We start from the raw sequence: 18723 nt of genomic DNA on the forward strand, positions 1-18723 counted from the left end.
AACGCTCGAGGGTTGATCGCTTGAAATGCTTTGTAGCATTACCGGATATCAGCGCGATTAATACAACGAGACAGGCCCCGCAAACCGGGGCCTGTGGCTTATTGTCGCACGAGAAACTTCAGGTCGCTCGGGGCGTCCATCGGCAGTTTTTGCACGGTTTTGCCGAGCAGACCGGTCTTGGCGTCACGCTCGACGACGACAATTTCGTTGCTCTTCTGGTTGGCGATCAGCAGGAACTTGCCACTCGGATCGAGGCTGAACTCACGCGGGTGATCGCCTTCCACCGAACGTTTTTGCAGCTCTTTGAGCTGACCGGTGGCCGGATCGATGCTGAATACCAGCAGTTGATTGGCGGTGCCACGGTTGCTGACGTAGAGGAACTTGCCATCGGCCGACGCATGCAGCGCGGCGGCGGCTTTGTCCGAGGTCGGCTGACCGGCGGCCAGATCGACCATTTGCGTCTGGGTCAGCACGCCGTCGTGGTAGTCGAACACCGCGACCTGCGCGCTCATTTCCATGGTCAGCCAGGCATGCTTGCCGTCGGCACTGAACAGCAGATGACGCGGGCCACTGCCGGCAGGCAGGCTCACCGAAGCGGTTTTCGCCGGGGTCAGCGGCAGGTCCGGGTTGGCCTTCGGGTCAAATTTGTAGATGAAGACCTTGTCCGCCCCGAGGTCGTTGGAGAACACGTAGCGGCCATCCGGTGAGGAAACGGTCGAGTGCACGTGGTTCGAGGCCTGACGCTCGGGGTTGACCCGGCTCGCCGGGTGCGCGCTCATCTGCACCACCGGTTTGAGCTTGCCATCGGCGCCGACCGGCAACACCGCGAGGGTGCCGCCCGGATCTTCCACCACCGAATAGTTGCTGACGAACAGATGGCTGGCATCGCCGCTGAGGCTCGAATGGGTCGGCTCGTTGCCCAGGCTCTGCACTTGATTGATCAGGGTCAGGGCGTGGGTCTTCGGATCGATCAAGTAGCTGCTGACGCGGCCGACCGGGTCTTTCTGGCCGGGGCCGTTTTCGTTGACCACGAACAGCTGCTTCTGGTCTTTGGACAGGGTCAGCCACGACGGGTTTTCGCTCTTGACCACTTGCAGCGGCTTGGCGTCGATCTGCCCGGTGGCGCTATCGAAATTCATTCGATAGATGCCCTGGCTGGTGCCTGCGGTGTAGGAGCCCACCAGCAATTGATAAGTCTCGGCGCTGGCACTGGACAGGCCCATCGCACCGACACTGCCGGCCATCAGCAGCGGCCAGAATTTACGCATGTTCATTGATCATCTTCCTCGTCGTCGCTGCTGCTGACTACATCACCAAGGCAGACCAGACGGTGCTCGCCGGTGGTTTTGGTGTCGCTGGCGTAGCCAATGATCAGCCAGCTCTGCAGGTCTTCGTCAAACGTCGCCGCCGTAACCTGCGCCGGGGTGAACTCCCAATGCTTGGCCGTGCGGCCATCGATGCATTCGATGTGCAGGTTGTCGTCTTCGTCGAGGGCGAATTCGAAGGCATGCAAGCCGTCGATTTCGACCATGCCGCAGTGTTCGAGGGCGTTGAGAAGGGTTTGGGCAGTCATGGCAAACAGTCTTTCTTAGGGGGGAAAGGGCCAATGATAGCTCATTGTCGCTGGAGATCCCTGTGGGAGCGGGCTTGCTCGCGAAAGCGGTGTGTCAGGCAATCAATCACTGACTGAAAGAATGCCTTCGCGAGCAAGCCCGCTCCCACAGGGGGTGTGCGGCGCGATTTACAACGCGTCGCGCGAGGGCTTGCCATCCACCAGCCGCTGGATGCGCAACGGATTGCCATTCTTCAGCGGTTCCGGCAGCAAGCTGTCGGGGTAATTCTGGAAGCACACCGGGCGCAGGAAACGATCAATCGCCAACGTCCCCACCGACGTTCCGCGCGCATCGGATGTCGCCGGATACGGCCCGCCATGCACCATCGAATCACACACTTCCACACCCGTCGGATAGCCATTGAGCAGGATCCGCCCGACTTTCTGTTCGAGCAGCGGTGTCAGCTCCGGGAAGCGTTCGAAGTCGACCAGTTCGCCGATCATCGTCGCCGTCAGCTGTCCATGCAGCCCATGCAGCGCCGCGCTGAGCTCGGCCTTGTCCGCCACTTCGACGATGACTGTGGTCGGGCCAAATACTTCTTCCTGCAGCACTTCATCGCCGTTGATCAACAGGCTGACGTCTGCCTTGAACAGTTGCGGCTGCGCCTGACTGCCCTGCTGCGGATTACCCGCCAGATGCGCGATGCCGGGATGCGCCAGCAACTTTTGCAGACCTTTGCCATAGCTGCCGAGGGTGCCGGCGTTGAGCATGGTCTGCGCCGGTTGGTCGCCAATCAGCCCGGCGACTTGCTGGACGAAGGCGCTGAACTGCGGCGAGCGAATACCAATGACCAAACCCGGATTGGTGCAGAACTGGCCGCAGCCCTGCACCACTGAAGCGGTCAGGTCGCGGGCAATGGTTTCCGAGCGCTCAGCCAAGGCTTGAGGCAGAACGATCACCGGGTTGATGCTCGACATTTCGGCGAACACCGGAATCGGTTGCGGCCGCGCCGCTGCCATGTCGCACAGTGCCCGACCGCCCTTGAGCGAACCGGTGAAACCGACTGCCTGGATCGCCGGATGCTTGACCAGCCATTCGCCAACGCCACCGCCGTAGATCATGTTGAACACGCCTGCCGGCATCGCGGTTTTTTCGGCGGCGCGAATCAGTGCGTCGGCAACAAGTTCAGCGGTTGCCATGTGGCCGCTGTGGGCCTTGAACACCACCGGGCAACCGGCGGCCAGCGCGGCAGCGGTATCACCGCCCGCAGTGGAAAACGCCAACGGAAAGTTGCTCGCACCGAACACGGCCACCGGGCCGAGGCCGATGCGGTACTGGCGCAGATCCGGGCGCGGCAATGGCTGGCGATCCGGCAATGGCAAATCGATTCGCGCGCCGTAGAAATCTCCGCGCCGCAGGACTTTGGCGAACAGGCGCATCTGGCCGCTGGTGCGCCCGCGCTCGCCCTGAATCCGCCCCGCCGGCAGCGCGGTTTCGCGGCAGACCAGCGCGACGAAATCATCACCCAAGGCATCCAGTTCATCGGCAATCGCGTCGAGAAATTGCGCGCGGCGTTCGGCGCTGAGGCTGCGATAAGCCGGGTACGCTGCGGCGGCGGCTTTGGCGGCGGCATCGACTTCGGCTTCAGTCGCTTGAATGAAATCGTACGGCAGGTGTTCGCCGTTGGTCGCGTCGACGCTTTGCAGTTTGACGTTGCCTGCTGCGCTGCGCTGTCCGCCGATGTAGTTGTGGCCGAGAATCTGAGTCATGGGAGCTCCTTAAAGGGTGCCGATGCTGTCCGGTTGAAAAGCCGCTGCTGCCGGGGCGATACCGTTGACCAGCGGTGCGCCGAATTCGGCCTGGCTGATTTCAAACCGGTCGCCTGGTTGGGTGCGAATGCCATCGGCGAACGACAGGGTCGCGGTGCCGAAAAAGTGGATGTGCACGTCGCCAGGACGCAGGAACTGGCGGTATTTGAAGTGGTGGTATTCGAGGTTGGCGAGGCTGTGGCACATGTTGGCCTCGCCGCTGAGAAATTCGTTTTGCCACAGCACTTCGCCGTTACGCAGGATGCGACTGGTGCCGGCCAGATGCTGCGGCAATTCACCGGTGCGCAGTTCCGGGCCGTAGCTGCAACTGCGCAGTTTCGAGTGGGCCAGGTACAGGTAGTTCTTGCGTTCCATGACGTGGTCGGAGAATTCGTTGCCCACTGCGAAACCGAGGCGATACGGTTTGCCGTCGTGGCCGATGACGTAGAGCCCGGCCATTTCCGGTTCCTCGCCGGCATCCTCGGCAAACGGTGGCAACGGAAAGGCCTCGCCCGGACGCACAACGATGCTGCCGTCGCCCTTGTAGAACCATTCTGGCTGCACGCCCGCCTGCCCCGCCGCCGGTTTGCCACCCTCCACGCCCCATTTGAAGATGCGCATGGTGTCGGTCATTTGCGCTTCGTCGCCGGCCTGCTGGTGCATCTTGTCCCGCGCCGAAGCGCTGCCCAGGTGCGTCAGGCCGGTACCGCTGACCAGCAAGTGCGCCGGGTCCGGGTGATCCAGCGGTGGCAGGATGCGCCGGTCTTTGAGCAACTGCGCATAGTCATGACTGATGCCCAGGCCGTGGGTTTGGACTTGCTGCTCCAGAGTGCCGCCGGCCTCGATCGCGGCCAGTGCGAGATCGCGTACGCTGCGGGCGTCCTGCACTTCGCGGATCAGCCCGTTGTCGACCACGCCGACGCGGCGCTCGCCGTTAATCAATTCGAATTGAACCAGATGCATATGTCCTCTCCTGTAAACCAGTCTTGAGTTCGGCGCCGATCCATTGTGGGAGCGGGCTTGCTCGCGAATGCGGTGTTTCATTCAACGAATGATGGTGGCTGACCCACCGCATTCGCGAGCAAGCCCGCTCCCACATGGGTTCCATGTTGTTCTGCAGATTCAGGTTCGGGTAGCACCGCGCGCACTGGCGGCGAACTGCTCGACCGGTAGCACGTGTTTGCGCTCAAGCACGCGGTAGACGATGCCCGTCAGGATCAAACCGAACACCATCACCCCACTGAGGAAATACAGCCCCGAAGCCAGATTCCCGGTGTACTCCTTCAGCGCGCCGATCACGAACGGCCCGATGTAGCCGCCGAGGTTGCCCACCGAGTTGATCAGCGCAATCCCCGCCGCCGCACTCGCCCCAGCGAAGAATCGTCCCGGCAAGGTCCAGAACACCGCCGTGCAGGAAAACAGCGCAAACGCCACCAGGCACAGCGCCGCCAGTTGCGCCACCGGCAGGGTCAGCCACGCGCTGAAGAACAGGCCCAGCGCGCCCAGTACATAGAGCACCGCCAGATGGCCGTAGCGATCATTCATGCGGTCGGAACTGCGCGGCACGATCAGCAGACCGACGATGCCAAAGATGTACGGCACCGCCGAGACAAAACCGGTCACCAGATCGCTGCCGCCGAACTGTTTGATCAGCGTCGGCAGCCACAGGCCGAGGCCATAAATGCTCAGGGTCACCGGCAGGTAAAACAGTGCCAGCAGCAACACGCGTTTGTCTTTGAGCGCATGCAGCGGGTTGCCGTGACGGGTCTGGCCGTATTCCTGAAGATCTTTTTTCAGTTCGCCGGTCAGCCAGTCTTTCTCGGCCTGATCCATCCACTTCACGTTCTGCGGGCCGTCGGGCAGCCAGCGCAATACCGGCCAGGTCAGGAGGATCGCCGGGGTGCCGATGACGATGAACAGCCACTGCCAGCCGTGCAGACCGAGGATGCCGTCCATGCCCAGCAAGCCGCCGGATACCGGGCCGGTGATCATCATCGCGATGGGTTGCGAGAGGATGAACAGGCCGAGGATCTTGCCGCGATGGCGCACCGGAAACCATTGGGTGATGTAGTACAGAACGCCGGGGAAGAACCCCGCCTCCGCCGCGCCGAGCAGAAAGCGCATCACGTAGAAACTGTGCGGGCCCTGGACGAACGCCATACCGATGGTGATCGCGCCCCAGGTGATCATGATCCGCGCAAACCAGCGCCGCGCACCGAAGCGCTCGAGCATCAGGTTGCTGGGGATTTCGAGAAGAAAGTAGCCGATGAAAAACAGTCCGGCACCGAGACCGTAGGCCGCGTCACCGATGCCGATGTCGGCGCCCATGTGCAGCTTGGCGAAGCCGACGGCGGAGCGATCCACATAGGCGATCAGGTACAGCAGGATCAGGAAAGGAATCAGTTTCAGCGTGATGCGCCGGACAAGCCGCAGTTCCTGGCTCATGGGATCGGTCTCCGATTGTTGTTTTTATGGAACCTCGGGGGACGCCTCTCGCGGAAATCCGCCAGGGCCAATCCCTCCGTCGAAAACGACTATATAGTAATACTAATTACCCAACAACACTTCCAAAGCGGCGATTTTGCGCTTATGTTTAGCCGTGACTCGCAAACAATAGTCTTACAATAAGAGAATCGATCATGTCTGAGAAGAAACCCACCCTGCGCTCGGCCCAATGGTTTGGCACTGCCGACAAGAACGGCTTCATGTACCGCAGCTGGATGAAGAATCAGGGCATCGCCGACCACCAGTTTCATGGCAAGCCGATCATCGGCATCTGCAACACCTGGTCGGAACTGACCCCGTGCAACGCGCATTTCCGCCAGATCGCGGAGCACGTCAAACGCGGGGTGATCGAGGCTGGTGGCTTTCCGGTGGAATTCCCGGTGTTCTCCAATGGCGAGTCGAACCTGCGCCCGACCGCCATGCTCACCCGCAACCTGGCGAGCATGGACGTCGAAGAAGCGATTCGCGGCAACCCGATTGACGGCGTGGTGCTGCTGACCGGCTGCGACAAAACCACCCCGGCGCTGCTGATGGGCGCGGCCAGTTGCGACGTGCCGGCGATCGTCGTCACCGGCGGGCCGATGCTCAACGGCAAGCACAAGGGCAAGGACATCGGCTCCGGCACCGTGGTCTGGCAGCTCAGCGAACAGGTCAAGGCCGGCACTATCACCATTGACGACTTCCTCGCGGCCGAGGGCGGCATGTCACGCTCGGCGGGCACCTGTAACACTATGGGCACCGCGTCGACCATGGCTTGCATGGCCGAAGCACTGGGCACGTCCCTGCCGCACAACGCAGCGATTCCGGCGGTGGATGCGCGGCGTTATGTGCTGGCGCACATGTCCGGCATGCGCGCGGTGGAGATGGTGCGCGAAGACTTGCGCCTGTCGAAGATCCTGACCAAGGAAGCCTTTGAAAACGCCATTCGGGTCAACGCGGCTATTGGCGGTTCGACCAACGCGGTGATCCACTTGAAAGCCATCGCCGGGCGCATCGGTGTCGAGCTGGATCTGGACGACTGGACGCGTATCGGGCGCGGCATGCCGACCATTGTCGACCTGCAACCGTCCGGGCGTTTCCTTATGGAAGAGTTTTACTACGCCGGCGGCTTGCCGGCGGTGCTGCGCCGTCTCGGCGAGGCTAATCTGATCCCCAATCCGGATGCCCTCACCGTCAACGGTAAATCGCTGGGCGAAAACACCAAGGACGCGCCGATCTACGGCGAGGACGAAGTGATCCGTACCCTTGACAATCCGATCCGCGCTGACGGCGGTATCTGCGTGCTGCGCGGCAACCTGGCGCCGCTCGGTGCGGTGCTCAAGCCGTCCGCCGCTACGCCTGAGCTGATGCAGCATCGTGGCCGTGCGGTGGTGTTTGAAAACTTCGACATGTACAAGGCGCGGATCAATGATCCGGAACTGGATGTCGATAAAGATTCGATTCTGGTGATGAAGAATTGCGGGCCGAAGGGTTATCCGGGCATGGCCGAGGTGGGCAACATGGGCTTGCCGGCCAAGCTGCTGGCTCAGGGTGTGACCGATATGGTGCGCATTTCTGATGCGCGAATGAGCGGCACCGCGTACGGCACGGTGGTTTTGCACGTTGCCCCGGAAGCGGCGGCCGGCGGGCCGTTGGCGGTGGTGCAGGAAGGCGACTGGATCGAGCTGGATTGCGCCAGCGGGCGTTTGCATCTGGATATTCCGGATGCCGAACTGGCGGCGCGCATGGCAGATCTGCAGCCACCGCAGCAGCTACTGGTCGGCGGCTATCGTCAGCTGTACATCGACCATGTGCTGCAGGCGGATCAGGGCTGTGACTTTGACTTCCTGGTGGGTTGCCGAGGGGCGGAAGTCCCGCGTCATTCTCACTGACACCGCAGATCTACTGTAGGAGTGAGCCTGCTCGCGATAGCGGTCCGCCAGTTGGTATCGATGCTGACTGACACACCGCCATCGCGAGCAGGCTCACTCCTACATTTGCTATGCATCAGCCTCAAGATCGCCGCACGCCTGCTATGATGCGCGGCATCTCCATCGCTCAGGATCGCGCCGTTCCCCATGGATTACCGCAAACCTTCCGACCGTAAAAGCATGCACTCGCGCATTGTCCAGGAACTGGGCATGCAGATCGTCTCCGGACGTTTTTTGCCCGACGACAAACTGCCCGCCGAAGCGCTGTTGTGCGAGGAATACGCGGTGAGCCGGCCGGTGTTGCGCGAAGCCACGCGGGTGCTGGTGGCCAAGGGGCTGGTGTATTCAAAACCGCGCGTCGGTACGGTGGTCAAGGCCCGTCGCGAGTGGCACATGCTCGACCCGGACGTGCTGCACTGGCTGATGCAAAGCAGTCCGCAGAATGAATTCTTCAATGTGCTGACCAGCGTGCGCAGCATCATCGAACCGGCCGCTGCCGCCCTCGCCGCCCAGCACGCGACAGAGGCCGACATCGCCGCCATCGGCGAAGCCTATCAGCGCATGGAATCAGCGCCGACGCCGGAAGCCTTGCTGCAACCGGATCTGGACTTCCACAGCCGCATCGCCGACGCGACCCATAACGATCTGCTGGCGAACCTGTGCAACATGCTTTCGGTGGCGATTGCCGAGGCGTTGAAGCATTCGAATCAACGGCCGAATCTGCATGAACTGGCGCTGCCGCGGCACAAGGCGATTCTTACCGCGATCGAGAACCGTGATGCCCTTGGCGCCCGCCACGCGACGCTGGTTCAGCTGGATGATGCGCGCAGTGCCTTGAGTGTTGTGCTTGGGGCGGATCTTTCGTAAGCCTTGAGACCGCTTGCCCTCACCCTAGCCCTCTCCCCGAGGGAGAGGGGACCGATCCGGGAATATTGACGACCTACACCGACGTGAACGATTTGCTTTGAATCCATAATCGGCTGGTATCTCAAATCTCATGATTTGCTGTGAATCCATAATCGATTCGGTATTTCCAGGTCGATGTATCAAGCCGCACACCTCGGTCAGTCCCCTCTCCCTCTGGGAGAGGGCTAGGGTGAGGGGCTTTTGATCTTGACTCATAAAAAAGCCGCAACCTTAAGGTTGCGGCTTCGTCGTTTCAGGCATCCGGATCAGTGGGCGAACAACGAATTGCCCTTCTGCCCCGCCAGCTTTTCCGGTTTGATCAGGAACTTCGCCAGCGCCGGCAGCAGCCACAGCGCACCGAACATGTTCCACAGCAGCATGAAGGTCAGCATCAGGCCCATGTCGGCCTGGAACTTGATCGCCGAGAAGATCCAGGTGCACACGCCAATCGCCAGGCACAGACCGGTGAACAGCACCGCTTTACCGGTGGATTTCAGGGTCTGGTAATAGGCTTCCTGCAACGGCATCCCGGCGCGCAGGAAACTTTCCAGCCGGCTGTAGATGTAGATGCCGTAGTCCACGCCAATGCCCACGCCCAGCGCCACCACCGGCAGGGTCGCGACTTTGACGCCGATGCCCATGAACGCCATCAGCGCGTTGCCCAGCACCGAGGTCAGCACCAGCGGCAGGACGATGCACAGGGTCGCCGCCCATGAACGGAAGGTGATCATGCACATCACCGCGACGCAGATGTACACCAGGATCAGGATGGTCAGTTCGGCCTGTTTGATCACTTCATTGGTGGCCGCTTCGATCCCGGCGTTACCGGCGGCGAGGATGAATTCAAGACCGTCCTTGTTGTTGGCCTTGGCGAATTCCTGCACCGCGTGTACCGCACGGTCGAGGGTTTCAGCCTTGTGGTCGTTGAGGAAGATCAACACCGGCGCCAGCGAACAGCTGTTGTTGTACAGGCCGTCGGCGCGGGCGATCGAGTTGTTCAGCACATCCGGATTGCGCGACAGGGTTTCCCATTTCAGGTTGCCCTCGTTCATGCCCTTGATCATCTGCTTGGACACGGTCACCAGCGAGATCGCCGACTGCACGCCCTCGGTGTTCTGCATCTTCCACATCAGTTCGTCGATCGGCGCCATGGCTTCGTAGCGCGAGCAGCCTTCGGTGGCGGTCTTGACCATCACCACCAGCACGTCGGAACTGGTGGAGTAGTTGTTGATGATGAAGTTGTTGTCCTTGTTGTAGCGCGAGTCCGGACGCAGCTCTGGCGCGCCCTGGTCGAGGTCGCCGATCTTCAGGTTCTGGCTGTACCAGAGGCCGCCGCCGAAAGCGATCAGCGCCAAAGCGATGGAGACCGGTGCGACTTTCGGGCTGGCGAAGTTCGACAGGAAACGCCAGAACGGATGTTCGCGATTCGCGTCCTTCTTGCTCTTGGCAATCGCGCGCTTGCTGATGCCGACATAGGAAATCGCCACCGGCAGCAGGATCAGGTTGGTGAACACGATCACCGCCACGCCGATGGAGGCGCCGATCGCCAGTTCGCGGATCACCCCGATGTCGATGATCAGCAGCGTGATGAAGCCCACGGCGTCAGCGAGAATCGCGATCATCCCCGGCAGGAACAGTTGCCGGAAGGTACGCCGCGCCGCGGTCAGAGCGTTGTCCGCTTCACTCGATTGCAGGGCGATCCCGTTGATCTTCTGCACGCCGTGGGAAATGCCGATGGCGAAGATCAGGAACGGCACCAGCATCGAATACGGATCGAGTCCGAAACCGAAGAAGTGCATCAGCCCGAGCTGCCAGACCACCGCCACCAGTGTGGTACTCAACACCGCCACGGTACTGCGCAGGCAGTTGGTGAACCACAGCAGCAGGATCAGGGTGATGACGAAGGCGATGCCGAAGAACATCACCACCATCACCAGACCGTCGATCAGGTCACCGACCTTCTTGGCGAAACCGACGATATGGATCTTGACGTTGGGGTTCTGCGCTTCGAACTTGTTGCGGATCTTGTCTTCGAGTTCATGGGAGAACTGGCGGTAGTCCAGCGCCAGCAACTTGCCTTGGTCCTGCGGGTCCGGGTAGGACTCCAGCAGCGGGATGTCGACGATGCTCGACTTGAAGTCATTGGACACCAGACGCCCGACCTGCCCCGACTTGAGGACGTTGTTGCGCAGCATGTCGAGGCTGTCCGGCGAGCCGTCGTAGCTCTGCGGAATCACTTCACCGCCGGCAAAACCTTCCTCGGTCACTTCGGTCCAGCGTACGCTCGGACTCCACAGCGACTTGAGGCCGGAGCGGTCGACGCCGGAGATGTAGAACACCTCGTCGTTGATCTGCCGCAGGGTCTCCATGTACTCCTTGGAGAAGATGTCGCCGTCTTTGGCTTCCACCGAAATCCGTACGGTGTTGCCCAGGTTCGCCAGATCGTTGCGGTGCTCCATCATCTTTTCGATGAACGGATGCTTGAGCGGGATCATTTTTTCGAAACTGGTGGACGGCCGGATCAGCGTGGCCTGCCAGAACAGGAAGATGCTGACCACCAGGCAGATCAGGATCACGGCCGGGCGGTTGTTGAAAATCAGACGTTCGAGGAACGTCGCTTTGTCCTGCTGAGGAGTGATCAAGGAAGTCATAGCCCCGCCTTCTTATTATTGATCTCGGCGCCGTTGGGCTGCGTGGTGTGCACGCCGCCCTGCCCGGTCAGAATCAGATTGCCGTCGCCGGCCGCAGTGACCGAGGACAGCGAGATGCGGTCCGGGCGGTTGAACACGCTGAAGGTTTCGCCGTTGTCGCTGCTGCTGATCACCGAGCCGCCGTTGCCGACGATCACAATCGAGCCATCCGCGAGCAGGGTCGCGCCGGACAGACCGAACTCCAGCGCACCGCGCGCGGCCTTGAGTTCGACCTGCTGCCAGGTGCTGCCGAAATCGCTGGAGCGGTAGAGGTTGCCGCGCAGGCCGTAGGCCAACAGAGTCTGCGCTTGCGCGGTGCCGATCACGCCGAACAGCGAGCCTTGATACGGGCCCTGGAGTTTCTCCCAGGTCTGGCCCCAGTCCGGGGAGCGGAACATGCTGCCCTGCTCGCCGACGATGAACAGCCCGGCGTCCTTGACGGCGGCGATGGCGTTGAGGTGGAACTGATCCTGATTGTCGAGGCGGTCGCTGACGTCTTGCCAGTTCTTGCCGCCGTCGGTGGTTTCCAGCAGCGCACCGTAGGCACCGACCGCAACACCGTGATTAACGTCCCGGAACCAGACGTCGAGCAGCGGTGCTTCGCGCTTGAGGTCTTCGAACTGTTTGCTCCAGGTCAGGCCGCCGTCTTCGCTGGCGAGAATCTGCGCGTCGTGACCGACCGCCCAGCCGTGCTTGTCGTCGACGAAATACACCGCCGTCAGCAGTTGCCGGGTCGGCACCTTGGCCTGGGTCCAGGTCTTGCCCTGGTCATCGGAATAGAGAATGTGCCCGCGATCACCCACCGCCACCAACCGGGTGCCGGCGTGGACAACATCGAGCATCAGGCTTTTGGCGGCTTTGGCCGATTCGGTGGAATACACCCCGTCGGCGGGCGCTTCGGCGGCCAGCACGGGTGCCGACAAGGCAGCACAGCCCAGCAGTGTGAGGGCTGTGGCCAGCAACGCGGTGTTGCGAAACGCCGGCGGGCGGCAACGACTCATAGACCTTCCCCTATTTATTATTGTTAGGCCATTGGGCCTTAGGGCGCCGCAAGGGTGCTCGTGGTAACTGACAGGTCACAAGCATAGCCGTGAAACCCGCAGTCCAGAGCGCCTTGGGAAGCTGGCTCATCCTATCGGGCTTTGGAAACGTCTGACAATCGGCGCCACGTTATCTTTTGTTAACCGGATGGGCCTCCTGTCGGTGGTGATTTCCACTGTGGGAGGGGGCTTGCTCCCGAAGGCGATGTGTCAGGTACCAGAGATGTCGACTGATCCACCGCTTTCGGGAGCAAGCCCCCTCCCACAGGGTGCAATGGTGTTTGTGAGATTGGGGCTGGCGGATGAATACACCGCCATTCGCCGGATGGATGCGGCAAATCTTGCGTGGGGGACTTGCACGATCGGTATTATGGTATACCATCAGACGCACAGACACTCTCAATCCCCCTACGGAGCAGCTCATGAGTTTCGAAATTCGCAAGATCGTCAGCTATGTCGAAGAAACCTTCATCGAAGGCGGCAAGGCCACTGACAAGCCAGTGACCATGGTCGGCCTGGCTGTGGTGATGAAGAACCCGTGGGTCGGCAACGGTTTCGTTGAGGATCTGAAACCGCAGATCCGCGCCAACTGCTCCGACCTCGGCGCCATGATGGTCGAGCGTCTGGTGGGCATCATCGGCGGCGCCGAGAAGATCGAGGCGTACGGCAAAGCGGCAGTGGTCGGCGCCGACGGCGAGATCGAACACGCCTCGGCGGTGATCCACACCCTGCGCTTCGGCAATCACTACCGCGAAGCGGTCAAGGCCAAGAGCTACCTGAGCTTCACCAACAAGCGCGGCGGCCCGGGAACCTCGATCCAGATCCCGATGATGCACAAGGACGACGAAGGGCTGCGTTCGCACTACATCACCCTGGAAATGCAGATCGAAGACGCGCCGCGTGCCGACGAAATCGTCGTGGTGCTCGGTTGCGCCGACGGTGGTCGCCTGCACCCGCGCATCGGCAACCGCTACATCGATCTGGAAGAACTGGCCGCCGAAAAAGCCCAGTAATCACAATAAAAAGGCATTGCAGGAGCGCTCCATGATTCGGCTCACCGCTGAACTCACCCCGGCTGGCACCAGTTACCTGGCGACCGGCCAAGGCCAGCCCGTGGTCTTGATCCACGGCGTGGGCCTGAACAAAGAAATGTGGGGCGGCCAGATCGTTGGCCTGTCTGCCCAATACCGGGTGATCGCCTACGACATGCTCGGCCACGGCGCCAGCCCGCGCCCGGCCAGCGGCACCGGCCTGCTCGGTTATGCCGATCAGTTGCTGGAGCTGCTCGATCACCTGAATCTGCCCCAGGCAGCGGTGATCGGTTTCTCCATGGGCGGACTGGTGGCACGGGCGTTTGCCCTGCACTACCCGGAGCGCCTGCAAAGCCTGGTGGTGCTTAACAGCGTGTTCAACCGCAGTGAAGAACAGCGCGCCGGGGTCATCGCCCGTACCGCGCAGGCCGCTGAGCACGGCCCGGATGCCAACGCCGAAGCGGCGCTGTCGCGCTGGTTCAGCCGTGAATATCAGGCGGCCAACCCGGCGCAGATCGCAGCCATTCGTCAGACCCTGGCCGGCAACGACCCGCAGGGTTACCTGACCACCTACGAATTGTTCGCCACGCAGGACATGTACCGCGCCGACGACCTCGGCAGCATCCAGGCGCCGACGCTGATCGCCACCGGCGAACTCGACCCCGGCTCCACCCCGGAAATGGCCGAGCAACTGGCCCGACGCATCCCCGGCGCGAAGGTTGCGGTGCTGCCCGAGCAACGGCATATGATGCCGGTAGAGTCGCCGCGGCTGGTCAACCAGACGCTGCTGGAATTTCTCGAATTCGCACACTCCCGACAAAACCCTATAAAGGGGATCGTTGCATGACACTCGCACGCTTCCAGATGTGCATCGGCGGAGAATGGGTCGACGCCCTCTCCGGCAAGACTTTCGAAAGCCTCAACCCGGCCAGCGCGCAAGCCTGGGCCGAACTGCCTGACGCCGATGAAGCTGACGTCGAACGCGCGGTGCAAGCGGCGCAGACGGCTTTCAACAGCCCGGCCTGGCGCGGCCTCACCGCCACCGCACGCGGCAAACTGCTGCGCCGTCTCGGTGACCTGATCGCGGAAAACAAGGAACAACTGGCGCAGCTGGAAAGCCGCGACAACGGCAAACTGATCCGCGAAACCCGCGGTCAGGTCGGCTATCTGCCGGAGTTCTTCCATTACACCGCAGGCTTGGCCGACAAGCTCGAAGGCGGCACCCTGCCGCTGGACAAGCCCGACCTGTTTGCCTACACCGTGCACGAAGCGATGGGTGTGGTTGCCGCGATCATTCCGTGGAACAGCCCGCTGTACCTGACCGCGATCAAACTGGCCCCGGCCCTCGCCGCCGGCAACACCATCGTGATCAAGCCGTCCGAGCACGCCTCGGCGACCATCCTTGAGCTGGCACGTCTGGCCCTCGAAGCCGGGATTCCGCCGGGCGTGGTCAACGTTGTCACCGGTTACGGCCCGAGCACCGGCGCCGCCCTCACCCGTCATCCGCTGATCCGCAAGATCGCCTTCACCGGCGGCGCGGCCACCGCCCGGCACGTGGTGCGCAGCAGCGCCGAAAACTTCGCCAAGCTGTCGCTGGAACTCGGCGGCAAATCGCCGAACATCATCTTCGCCGACGCCGATCTGGACAGCGCGATCAACGGCGCGATTGCCGGGATCTATGCGGCCTCGGGCCAGAGCTGCGTGTCCGGCTCACGTTTGTTGGTACAGGACGAAATCTACGACGAGTTCGTCAACCGTCTGGTCGAACGCGCCCAGCGCATCCGCATCGGCAACCCGCAGGAAGACCACAGCGAAATGGGCCCGATGGCCACCGCGCAGCAACTGGCAGTAGTCGAAGGCTTGGTGGCTGATGCCCTTGCTGAAGGCGCGCGGTTGCGCACCGGCGGCAAACGCCCCACCGATCTGGGTGACGGCTGGTTCTACGAGCCGACGCTGTTCGAGTGCGACCGCAACTCGATGAAGATCATGCAGGAAGAAGTCTTCGGCCCGGTGGCTTCAGTGATTCGCTTCAAAGATGAAGCCGAAGCGCTGGCGATTGCCAACGACTCGCAGTTCGGCCTCGCCGCCGGCATCTGGACTCGCGACCTGGGCCGCGCCCATCGTCTGGCGCGGGATGTGCGTTCGGGAATCATCTGGGTCAATACCTACCGTGCGGTGTCGGCGATGGCGCCGATCGGCGGCTTCAAGAACAGTGGCTATGGACGCGAAAGCGGCATCGATTCGGTGCTGGCCTACACCGAACTGAAAACGGTGTGGATCAATCTCTCTCAGGCCCCGATGCCTGATCCGTTTGTGATGCGCTAGGAGTCCTGCGACATGATCGAACCCGGCATTTACAAAGACGTCATGAGCTCATTCCCGTCCGGGGTCACGGTGGTCACCACCCTCGACCCGGAGGGCGGCATCGTCGGCATCACCGCCAGCGCCTTCAGCGCGCTGTCGATTGATCCGGCGCTGGTGCTGTTCTGCCCCAACTATGCCTCCGACACCTACCCGGTGCTGCGCGACAGCAAGAAGTTCGCGATCCATTTGCTGTCCGCCGACCAGACCGCCGAGGCCTACGCTTTCGCCGGTAAAGGCAAGGACAAGGCCAAAAACATCCAGTGGCATTTGAGCGAACTGGGTAACCCGATCCTCGCCAAGGCCACGGCAATCATCGAGTGCGAGTTGTGGCGTGAATACGACGGTGGTGATCACGCGATCATTGTCGGCGCGGTGAAGAACCTGATCCTGCCCGAGCAACCGGTGACGCCGATGATTTATCACAAGGGCAAGCTCGGGCCGTTGCCAACCCTGGCCTGATTAACACACCCAAATCCCAATGTGGAACTGCCCATTGTGGTGAGGGGATTTATCCCCGACCGGCTGCGAAGCAGTCGTAAGATCCTTGCACGCGGTGTGTCTGGCAATTCGCGGTTGCAGGTTTGGGGGCGCTTCGCACCCCGTCGGGGATAAATCCCCTCACCACAGGTTTCATTCCAAAAGGGGGTCTCTGTTGTGAGGAGGAATGATGAGTAACGAAAAGTACGAAAAAGGCCTGAAGATCCGCACCCAGGTGCTGGGCGAAGCCTATGTGCAGCGCTCCATCGACAACGCCGACGACTTTACCCGCCCGTTGCAGGAAATGGTCACCGAATACTGCTGGGGCCATGTCTGGGGGCGTGAGGGTTTGTCGCTCAAGGAGCGCAGCATGATCAACCTGGCGATGATCTCGGCGCTCAACCGCCCGCACGAACTCAAGCTGCATGTGCGCGGCGCCTTGCGTAACGGCCTGAGTCGTGAGCAAATACGCGAAATTCTGCTTCAGGTCGGTATTTATTGCGGCGTCCCGGCAGCCGTGGACAGTTTCCGGCTCGCCCGTGAAGCCTTCGCCGAAGCCGACGCCGAGGCCTCCAGTTAACCCCTCGGCTGTTTTGATGCCCGTCTGGCATGGACAGCCACAGTAAAGAGCGGACCCCATGAAACGCCAGCCACTCGACGACAGCTTCAAGGTCAATCGCAACCCCGTTACCCTGCGCGAAATCGTGCTGGATAAACTGCGTAGCGCGATCATGAATTTTCAGCTCATGCCCGGCGATCGTCTGGTCGAGCGCGATCTGTGCGATCGCCTCGGTGTCAGCCGCACATCGGTGCGCGAAGCCCTGCGTCACCTGGAGTCCGAAGGTCTGGTCGAGTTCGCCGATGCCAAAGGCCCACGGGTGGCGATCATCACCCTCGCCGATGCAGTCGACATCTACGAGCTGCGCTGCGTGCTCGAAGGCCTGATCGTCCAGCTGTTCACCCTGCGCGCCAAAGCCAAGGACATCAAGGCCCTGGAAAAAGCCCTCGACGAGAACCGCAAGGCACTCAAGGACGGCGAACTGCAACAGGTGATCGACTCGGTGCAGGGCTTCTACGACGTACTGCTCGAAGGCTCGGGCAACCACGTTGCGGCCACTCAATTACGCCAGTTGCAAGCGCGCATCAGCTACCTGCGGGCAACTTCGGTGTCCCAGGAAAACCGGCGCGGCGCGAGTAACCACGAGATGGAAAAAATGGTTGAGGCGATCAAGAGCGGCGATCCACTGGCGGCGCATCAGGCCTGTGTCGATCACGTACGCGCCGCTGCGGCCGTGGCCCTCGACTACCTCAAGCGCAAACAGGAAGAGACTGGCGCCACGCCGAACATCACTCTGCCGATCGCGCTGAAAGAACCGCGTATAGGTCACTGACATGTTCAGCCCGAGCTTTTGCCCGAAATGCGGTGGCCCTGACCTTGGTCAGCAGGTACCGCCGGGCGATACGCACGAGCGCCTGATGTGCCGCGGCTGCGGCTATATCCACTACGTCAATCCGAAGATCATCGCCGGCTGCATCATCGAGCAGGACGGCAAATACCTTTTGTGCCAACGGGCGATCCCACCGCGTCCGGGTACCTGGACGCTGCCGGCAGGCTTCATGGAAAGCGGCGAAACCACCGAGCAGGCGGCGCTGCGTGAAGTCTGGGAAGAAAGCGGCGTGCGCGCGGAAATCGTCTCGCCGTATTCGATTTTCAGCGTGCCGAAGATCAGCGAGGTGTACATCATTTTCCGCGCGATCGCGCTGGAGATCACCGGCCAGTTCGGCCCTGAGACCCTCGACTACAAGTTCTTCGCCCCTGAGGACATTCCGTGGGAGCAGATCTATTACCCGGCGATCCGGCAGATTCTCGAGCGTTACATCGAGGAGCGTCAGGCCGGGGTGTATGGGATCTACATGGGCAATGATGACAGCGGCAAGATCCACTTCATCCGCTGAGGATCACCTTCGCCCCTGTGGGAGCGGGCTTGCTCGCGAAGGCGGTGTGTCAGTCGATAGAAATGTTGAATGATTGACCGCCTTCGCGAGCAAGCCCGCTCCCACAGGGGATATTCGGTGTTGCTTAAAGTGGTGCGATGCCTTCTACGATGACGATCTCCGCCCTCGCCCATTCCTCGCGATAACTTTTCGCCTCCTGATACGCCGCCGAGTGGTAGCACGCCACGGCCTTCTCATAGCTCTCGAATTCGATCACCACGCTACGCTGAGGAGTAGCTCTGCCCTCCAGCGCTTCGCTGCGTCCGCCCCGGGCCAGAAATTTCGCGCCGAACGCGGCGAAGGCCGCCGGTGCGCGCTGGGTGTATTGGCTGTAATGCTCGGCATCGTCGACATCCACGTGGGCAATCCAGTACGCCTTCATAGTGACCTCTTTGTTTATTTTGTATTATGGTATACCAATATATTTCCAACAAACCCTGAGAG

17 protein-coding genes are annotated in these 18723 nt (G+C 61.4%); 9 read left to right on the forward strand and 8 right to left on the reverse strand.

Going from position 1 to position 18723, the window contains the following annotated elements:
- Nucleotides 1-98: 98 nt before the first annotated feature.
- The 5 genes from E4T63_RS15940 to E4T63_RS15960 all read right to left on the reverse strand — a co-directional run bounded on the left by E4T63_RS15940 (nt 99) and on the right by E4T63_RS15960 (nt 5806).
- Nucleotides 99-1274, reverse strand: coding sequence for a lactonase family protein (locus E4T63_RS15940; protein WP_135295981.1), 1176 nt, complete (start codon nt 1272-1274; stop codon nt 99-101).
- Nucleotides 1271-1573 carry a DUF5629 family protein gene (locus tag E4T63_RS15945; RefSeq protein ID WP_027613084.1) on the reverse strand — a complete coding sequence of 101 codons (303 nt, stop codon included), beginning with the start codon at nt 1571-1573 and terminating at the stop codon, nt 1271-1273. The genes E4T63_RS15940 and E4T63_RS15945 overlap by 4 nt, the downstream gene beginning before the upstream one ends.
- Nucleotides 1574-1741: 168 nt before the next feature.
- Nucleotides 1742-3322 (reverse strand): aldehyde dehydrogenase (NADP(+)), encoded by a 1581-nt coding sequence (locus E4T63_RS15950; protein WP_135295982.1) that lies wholly within the window; start codon nt 3320-3322, stop codon nt 1742-1744.
- A gap of 9 nt (nt 3323-3331) precedes the next feature.
- Nucleotides 3332-4324 (reverse strand): AraD1 family protein, encoded by a 993-nt coding sequence (gene araD1 / locus E4T63_RS15955; RefSeq protein ID WP_098964274.1) that lies wholly within the window; start codon nt 4322-4324, stop codon nt 3332-3334.
- 159 nt (nt 4325-4483) lie between these two features.
- The gene (locus E4T63_RS15960) at nt 4484-5806 is read right to left on the reverse strand and encodes an MFS transporter (RefSeq protein WP_007968618.1); all 1323 of its coding nucleotides are present in this window, start codon (nt 5804-5806) and stop codon (nt 4484-4486) included.
- A gap of 194 nt (nt 5807-6000) precedes the next feature.
- Here E4T63_RS15960 and E4T63_RS15965 point away from each other — a divergent pair, with 194 nt between their 5' ends.
- Nucleotides 6001-7737, forward strand: a complete 1737-nt coding sequence (locus E4T63_RS15965; RefSeq protein WP_115984925.1) for an IlvD/Edd family dehydratase — start codon at nt 6001-6003, stop codon at nt 7735-7737.
- 186 nt (nt 7738-7923) lie between these two features.
- Nucleotides 7924-8643, forward strand: a complete 720-nt coding sequence (locus E4T63_RS15975) for a FadR/GntR family transcriptional regulator (RefSeq protein WP_134786600.1) — start codon at nt 7924-7926, stop codon at nt 8641-8643.
- Between the two features lie 305 nt (nt 8644-8948).
- Here E4T63_RS15975 and E4T63_RS15980 read toward each other — a convergent pair whose 3' ends face one another.
- Nucleotides 8949-11333 (reverse strand): efflux RND transporter permease subunit, encoded by a 2385-nt coding sequence (locus E4T63_RS15980; RefSeq protein ID WP_135295983.1) that lies wholly within the window; start codon nt 11331-11333, stop codon nt 8949-8951.
- A complete protein-coding gene (locus tag E4T63_RS15985) occupies nt 11330-12373 on the reverse strand; it encodes a WD40/YVTN/BNR-like repeat-containing protein (protein ID WP_135295984.1) in 1044 nt (347 codons plus the stop codon). Before E4T63_RS15985 ends, E4T63_RS15980 begins: the two co-directional genes overlap by 4 nt.
- 461 nt (nt 12374-12834) lie before the next feature.
- On the opposite strand from E4T63_RS15985, the gene E4T63_RS15995 reads away from it, so the two are divergent.
- The 7 genes from E4T63_RS15995 to E4T63_RS16025 all read left to right on the forward strand — a co-directional run bounded on the left by E4T63_RS15995 (nt 12835) and on the right by E4T63_RS16025 (nt 18240).
- Complete coding sequence (locus E4T63_RS15995) at nt 12835-13425, forward strand: amino acid synthesis family protein (protein WP_007968626.1); 591 nt, start codon at nt 12835-12837, stop codon at nt 13423-13425.
- Nucleotides 13426-13456: 31 nt separating this feature from the next.
- Complete coding sequence (locus tag E4T63_RS16000) at nt 13457-14290, forward strand: alpha/beta fold hydrolase (RefSeq protein ID WP_135295986.1); 834 nt, start codon at nt 13457-13459, stop codon at nt 14288-14290.
- Nucleotides 14287-15768: an aldehyde dehydrogenase gene (locus E4T63_RS16005; protein ID WP_135295987.1), complete on the forward strand. Its 1482-nt coding sequence runs from the start codon at nt 14287-14289 to the stop codon at nt 15766-15768. Before E4T63_RS16000 ends, E4T63_RS16005 begins: the two co-directional genes overlap by 4 nt.
- A 12-nt stretch (nt 15769-15780) precedes the next feature.
- Nucleotides 15781-16266: a flavin reductase family protein gene (locus E4T63_RS16010; RefSeq protein ID WP_098964281.1), complete on the forward strand. Its 486-nt coding sequence runs from the start codon at nt 15781-15783 to the stop codon at nt 16264-16266.
- Nucleotides 16267-16474: 208 nt separating this feature from the next.
- Nucleotides 16475-16864, forward strand: coding sequence for a carboxymuconolactone decarboxylase family protein (locus E4T63_RS16015; protein WP_027613073.1), 390 nt, complete (start codon nt 16475-16477; stop codon nt 16862-16864).
- Between the two features lie 58 nt (nt 16865-16922).
- Nucleotides 16923-17675 (forward strand): GntR family transcriptional regulator, encoded by a 753-nt coding sequence (locus E4T63_RS16020; protein WP_007968636.1) that lies wholly within the window; start codon nt 16923-16925, stop codon nt 17673-17675.
- 1 nt (nt 17676) lies between these two features.
- Nucleotides 17677-18240, forward strand: coding sequence for an NUDIX hydrolase (locus E4T63_RS16025; RefSeq protein WP_098964282.1), 564 nt, complete (start codon nt 17677-17679; stop codon nt 18238-18240).
- A gap of 124 nt (nt 18241-18364) precedes the next feature.
- On the opposite strand, the gene E4T63_RS16030 is transcribed toward E4T63_RS16025, so the two are convergent.
- Nucleotides 18365-18661, reverse strand: coding sequence for a DUF1330 domain-containing protein (locus tag E4T63_RS16030; protein WP_098964284.1), 297 nt, complete (start codon nt 18659-18661; stop codon nt 18365-18367).
- Nucleotides 18662-18723 lie beyond the last annotated feature (62 nt).

Origin of the sequence: Pseudomonas fluorescens (genome assembly GCF_004683905.1) — a bacterium.
Lineage (GTDB): Bacteria > Pseudomonadota > Gammaproteobacteria > Pseudomonadales > Pseudomonadaceae > Aquipseudomonas > Aquipseudomonas putida_A.

Bases quoted from the DNA above. Each gene is read 5' to 3' on its own strand.
- E4T63_RS15940 (WP_135295981.1), bottom strand. From the start codon at position 1,274: ATGAACATGCGTAAATTCTGGCCGCTGCTGATGGCCGGCAGTGTCGGT.
- E4T63_RS15945 (WP_027613084.1), bottom strand. From the start codon at position 1,573: ATGACTGCCCAAACCCTTCTCAACGCCCTCGAACACTGCGGCATGGTC.
- E4T63_RS15950 (WP_135295982.1), bottom strand. From the start codon at position 3,322: ATGACTCAGATTCTCGGCCACAACTACATCGGCGGACAGCGCAGCGCA.
- araD1 (WP_098964274.1), bottom strand. From the start codon at position 4,324: ATGCATCTGGTTCAATTCGAATTGATTAACGGCGAGCGCCGCGTCGGC.
- E4T63_RS15960 (WP_007968618.1), bottom strand. From the start codon at position 5,806: ATGAGCCAGGAACTGCGGCTTGTCCGGCGCATCACGCTGAAACTGATT.
- E4T63_RS15965 (WP_115984925.1), top strand. From the start codon at position 6,001: ATGTCTGAGAAGAAACCCACCCTGCGCTCGGCCCAATGGTTTGGCACT.
- E4T63_RS15975 (WP_134786600.1), top strand. From the start codon at position 7,924: ATGGATTACCGCAAACCTTCCGACCGTAAAAGCATGCACTCGCGCATT.
- E4T63_RS15980 (WP_135295983.1), bottom strand. From the start codon at position 11,333: ATGACTTCCTTGATCACTCCTCAGCAGGACAAAGCGACGTTCCTCGAA.
- E4T63_RS15985 (WP_135295984.1), bottom strand. From the start codon at position 12,373: ATGAGTCGTTGCCGCCCGCCGGCGTTTCGCAACACCGCGTTGCTGGCC.
- E4T63_RS15995 (WP_007968626.1), top strand. From the start codon at position 12,835: ATGAGTTTCGAAATTCGCAAGATCGTCAGCTATGTCGAAGAAACCTTC.
- E4T63_RS16000 (WP_135295986.1), top strand. From the start codon at position 13,457: ATGATTCGGCTCACCGCTGAACTCACCCCGGCTGGCACCAGTTACCTG.
- E4T63_RS16005 (WP_135295987.1), top strand. From the start codon at position 14,287: ATGACACTCGCACGCTTCCAGATGTGCATCGGCGGAGAATGGGTCGAC.
- E4T63_RS16010 (WP_098964281.1), top strand. From the start codon at position 15,781: ATGATCGAACCCGGCATTTACAAAGACGTCATGAGCTCATTCCCGTCC.
- E4T63_RS16015 (WP_027613073.1), top strand. From the start codon at position 16,475: ATGAGTAACGAAAAGTACGAAAAAGGCCTGAAGATCCGCACCCAGGTG.
- E4T63_RS16020 (WP_007968636.1), top strand. From the start codon at position 16,923: ATGAAACGCCAGCCACTCGACGACAGCTTCAAGGTCAATCGCAACCCC.
- E4T63_RS16025 (WP_098964282.1), top strand. From the start codon at position 17,677: ATGTTCAGCCCGAGCTTTTGCCCGAAATGCGGTGGCCCTGACCTTGGT.
- E4T63_RS16030 (WP_098964284.1), bottom strand. From the start codon at position 18,661: ATGAAGGCGTACTGGATTGCCCACGTGGATGTCGACGATGCCGAGCAT.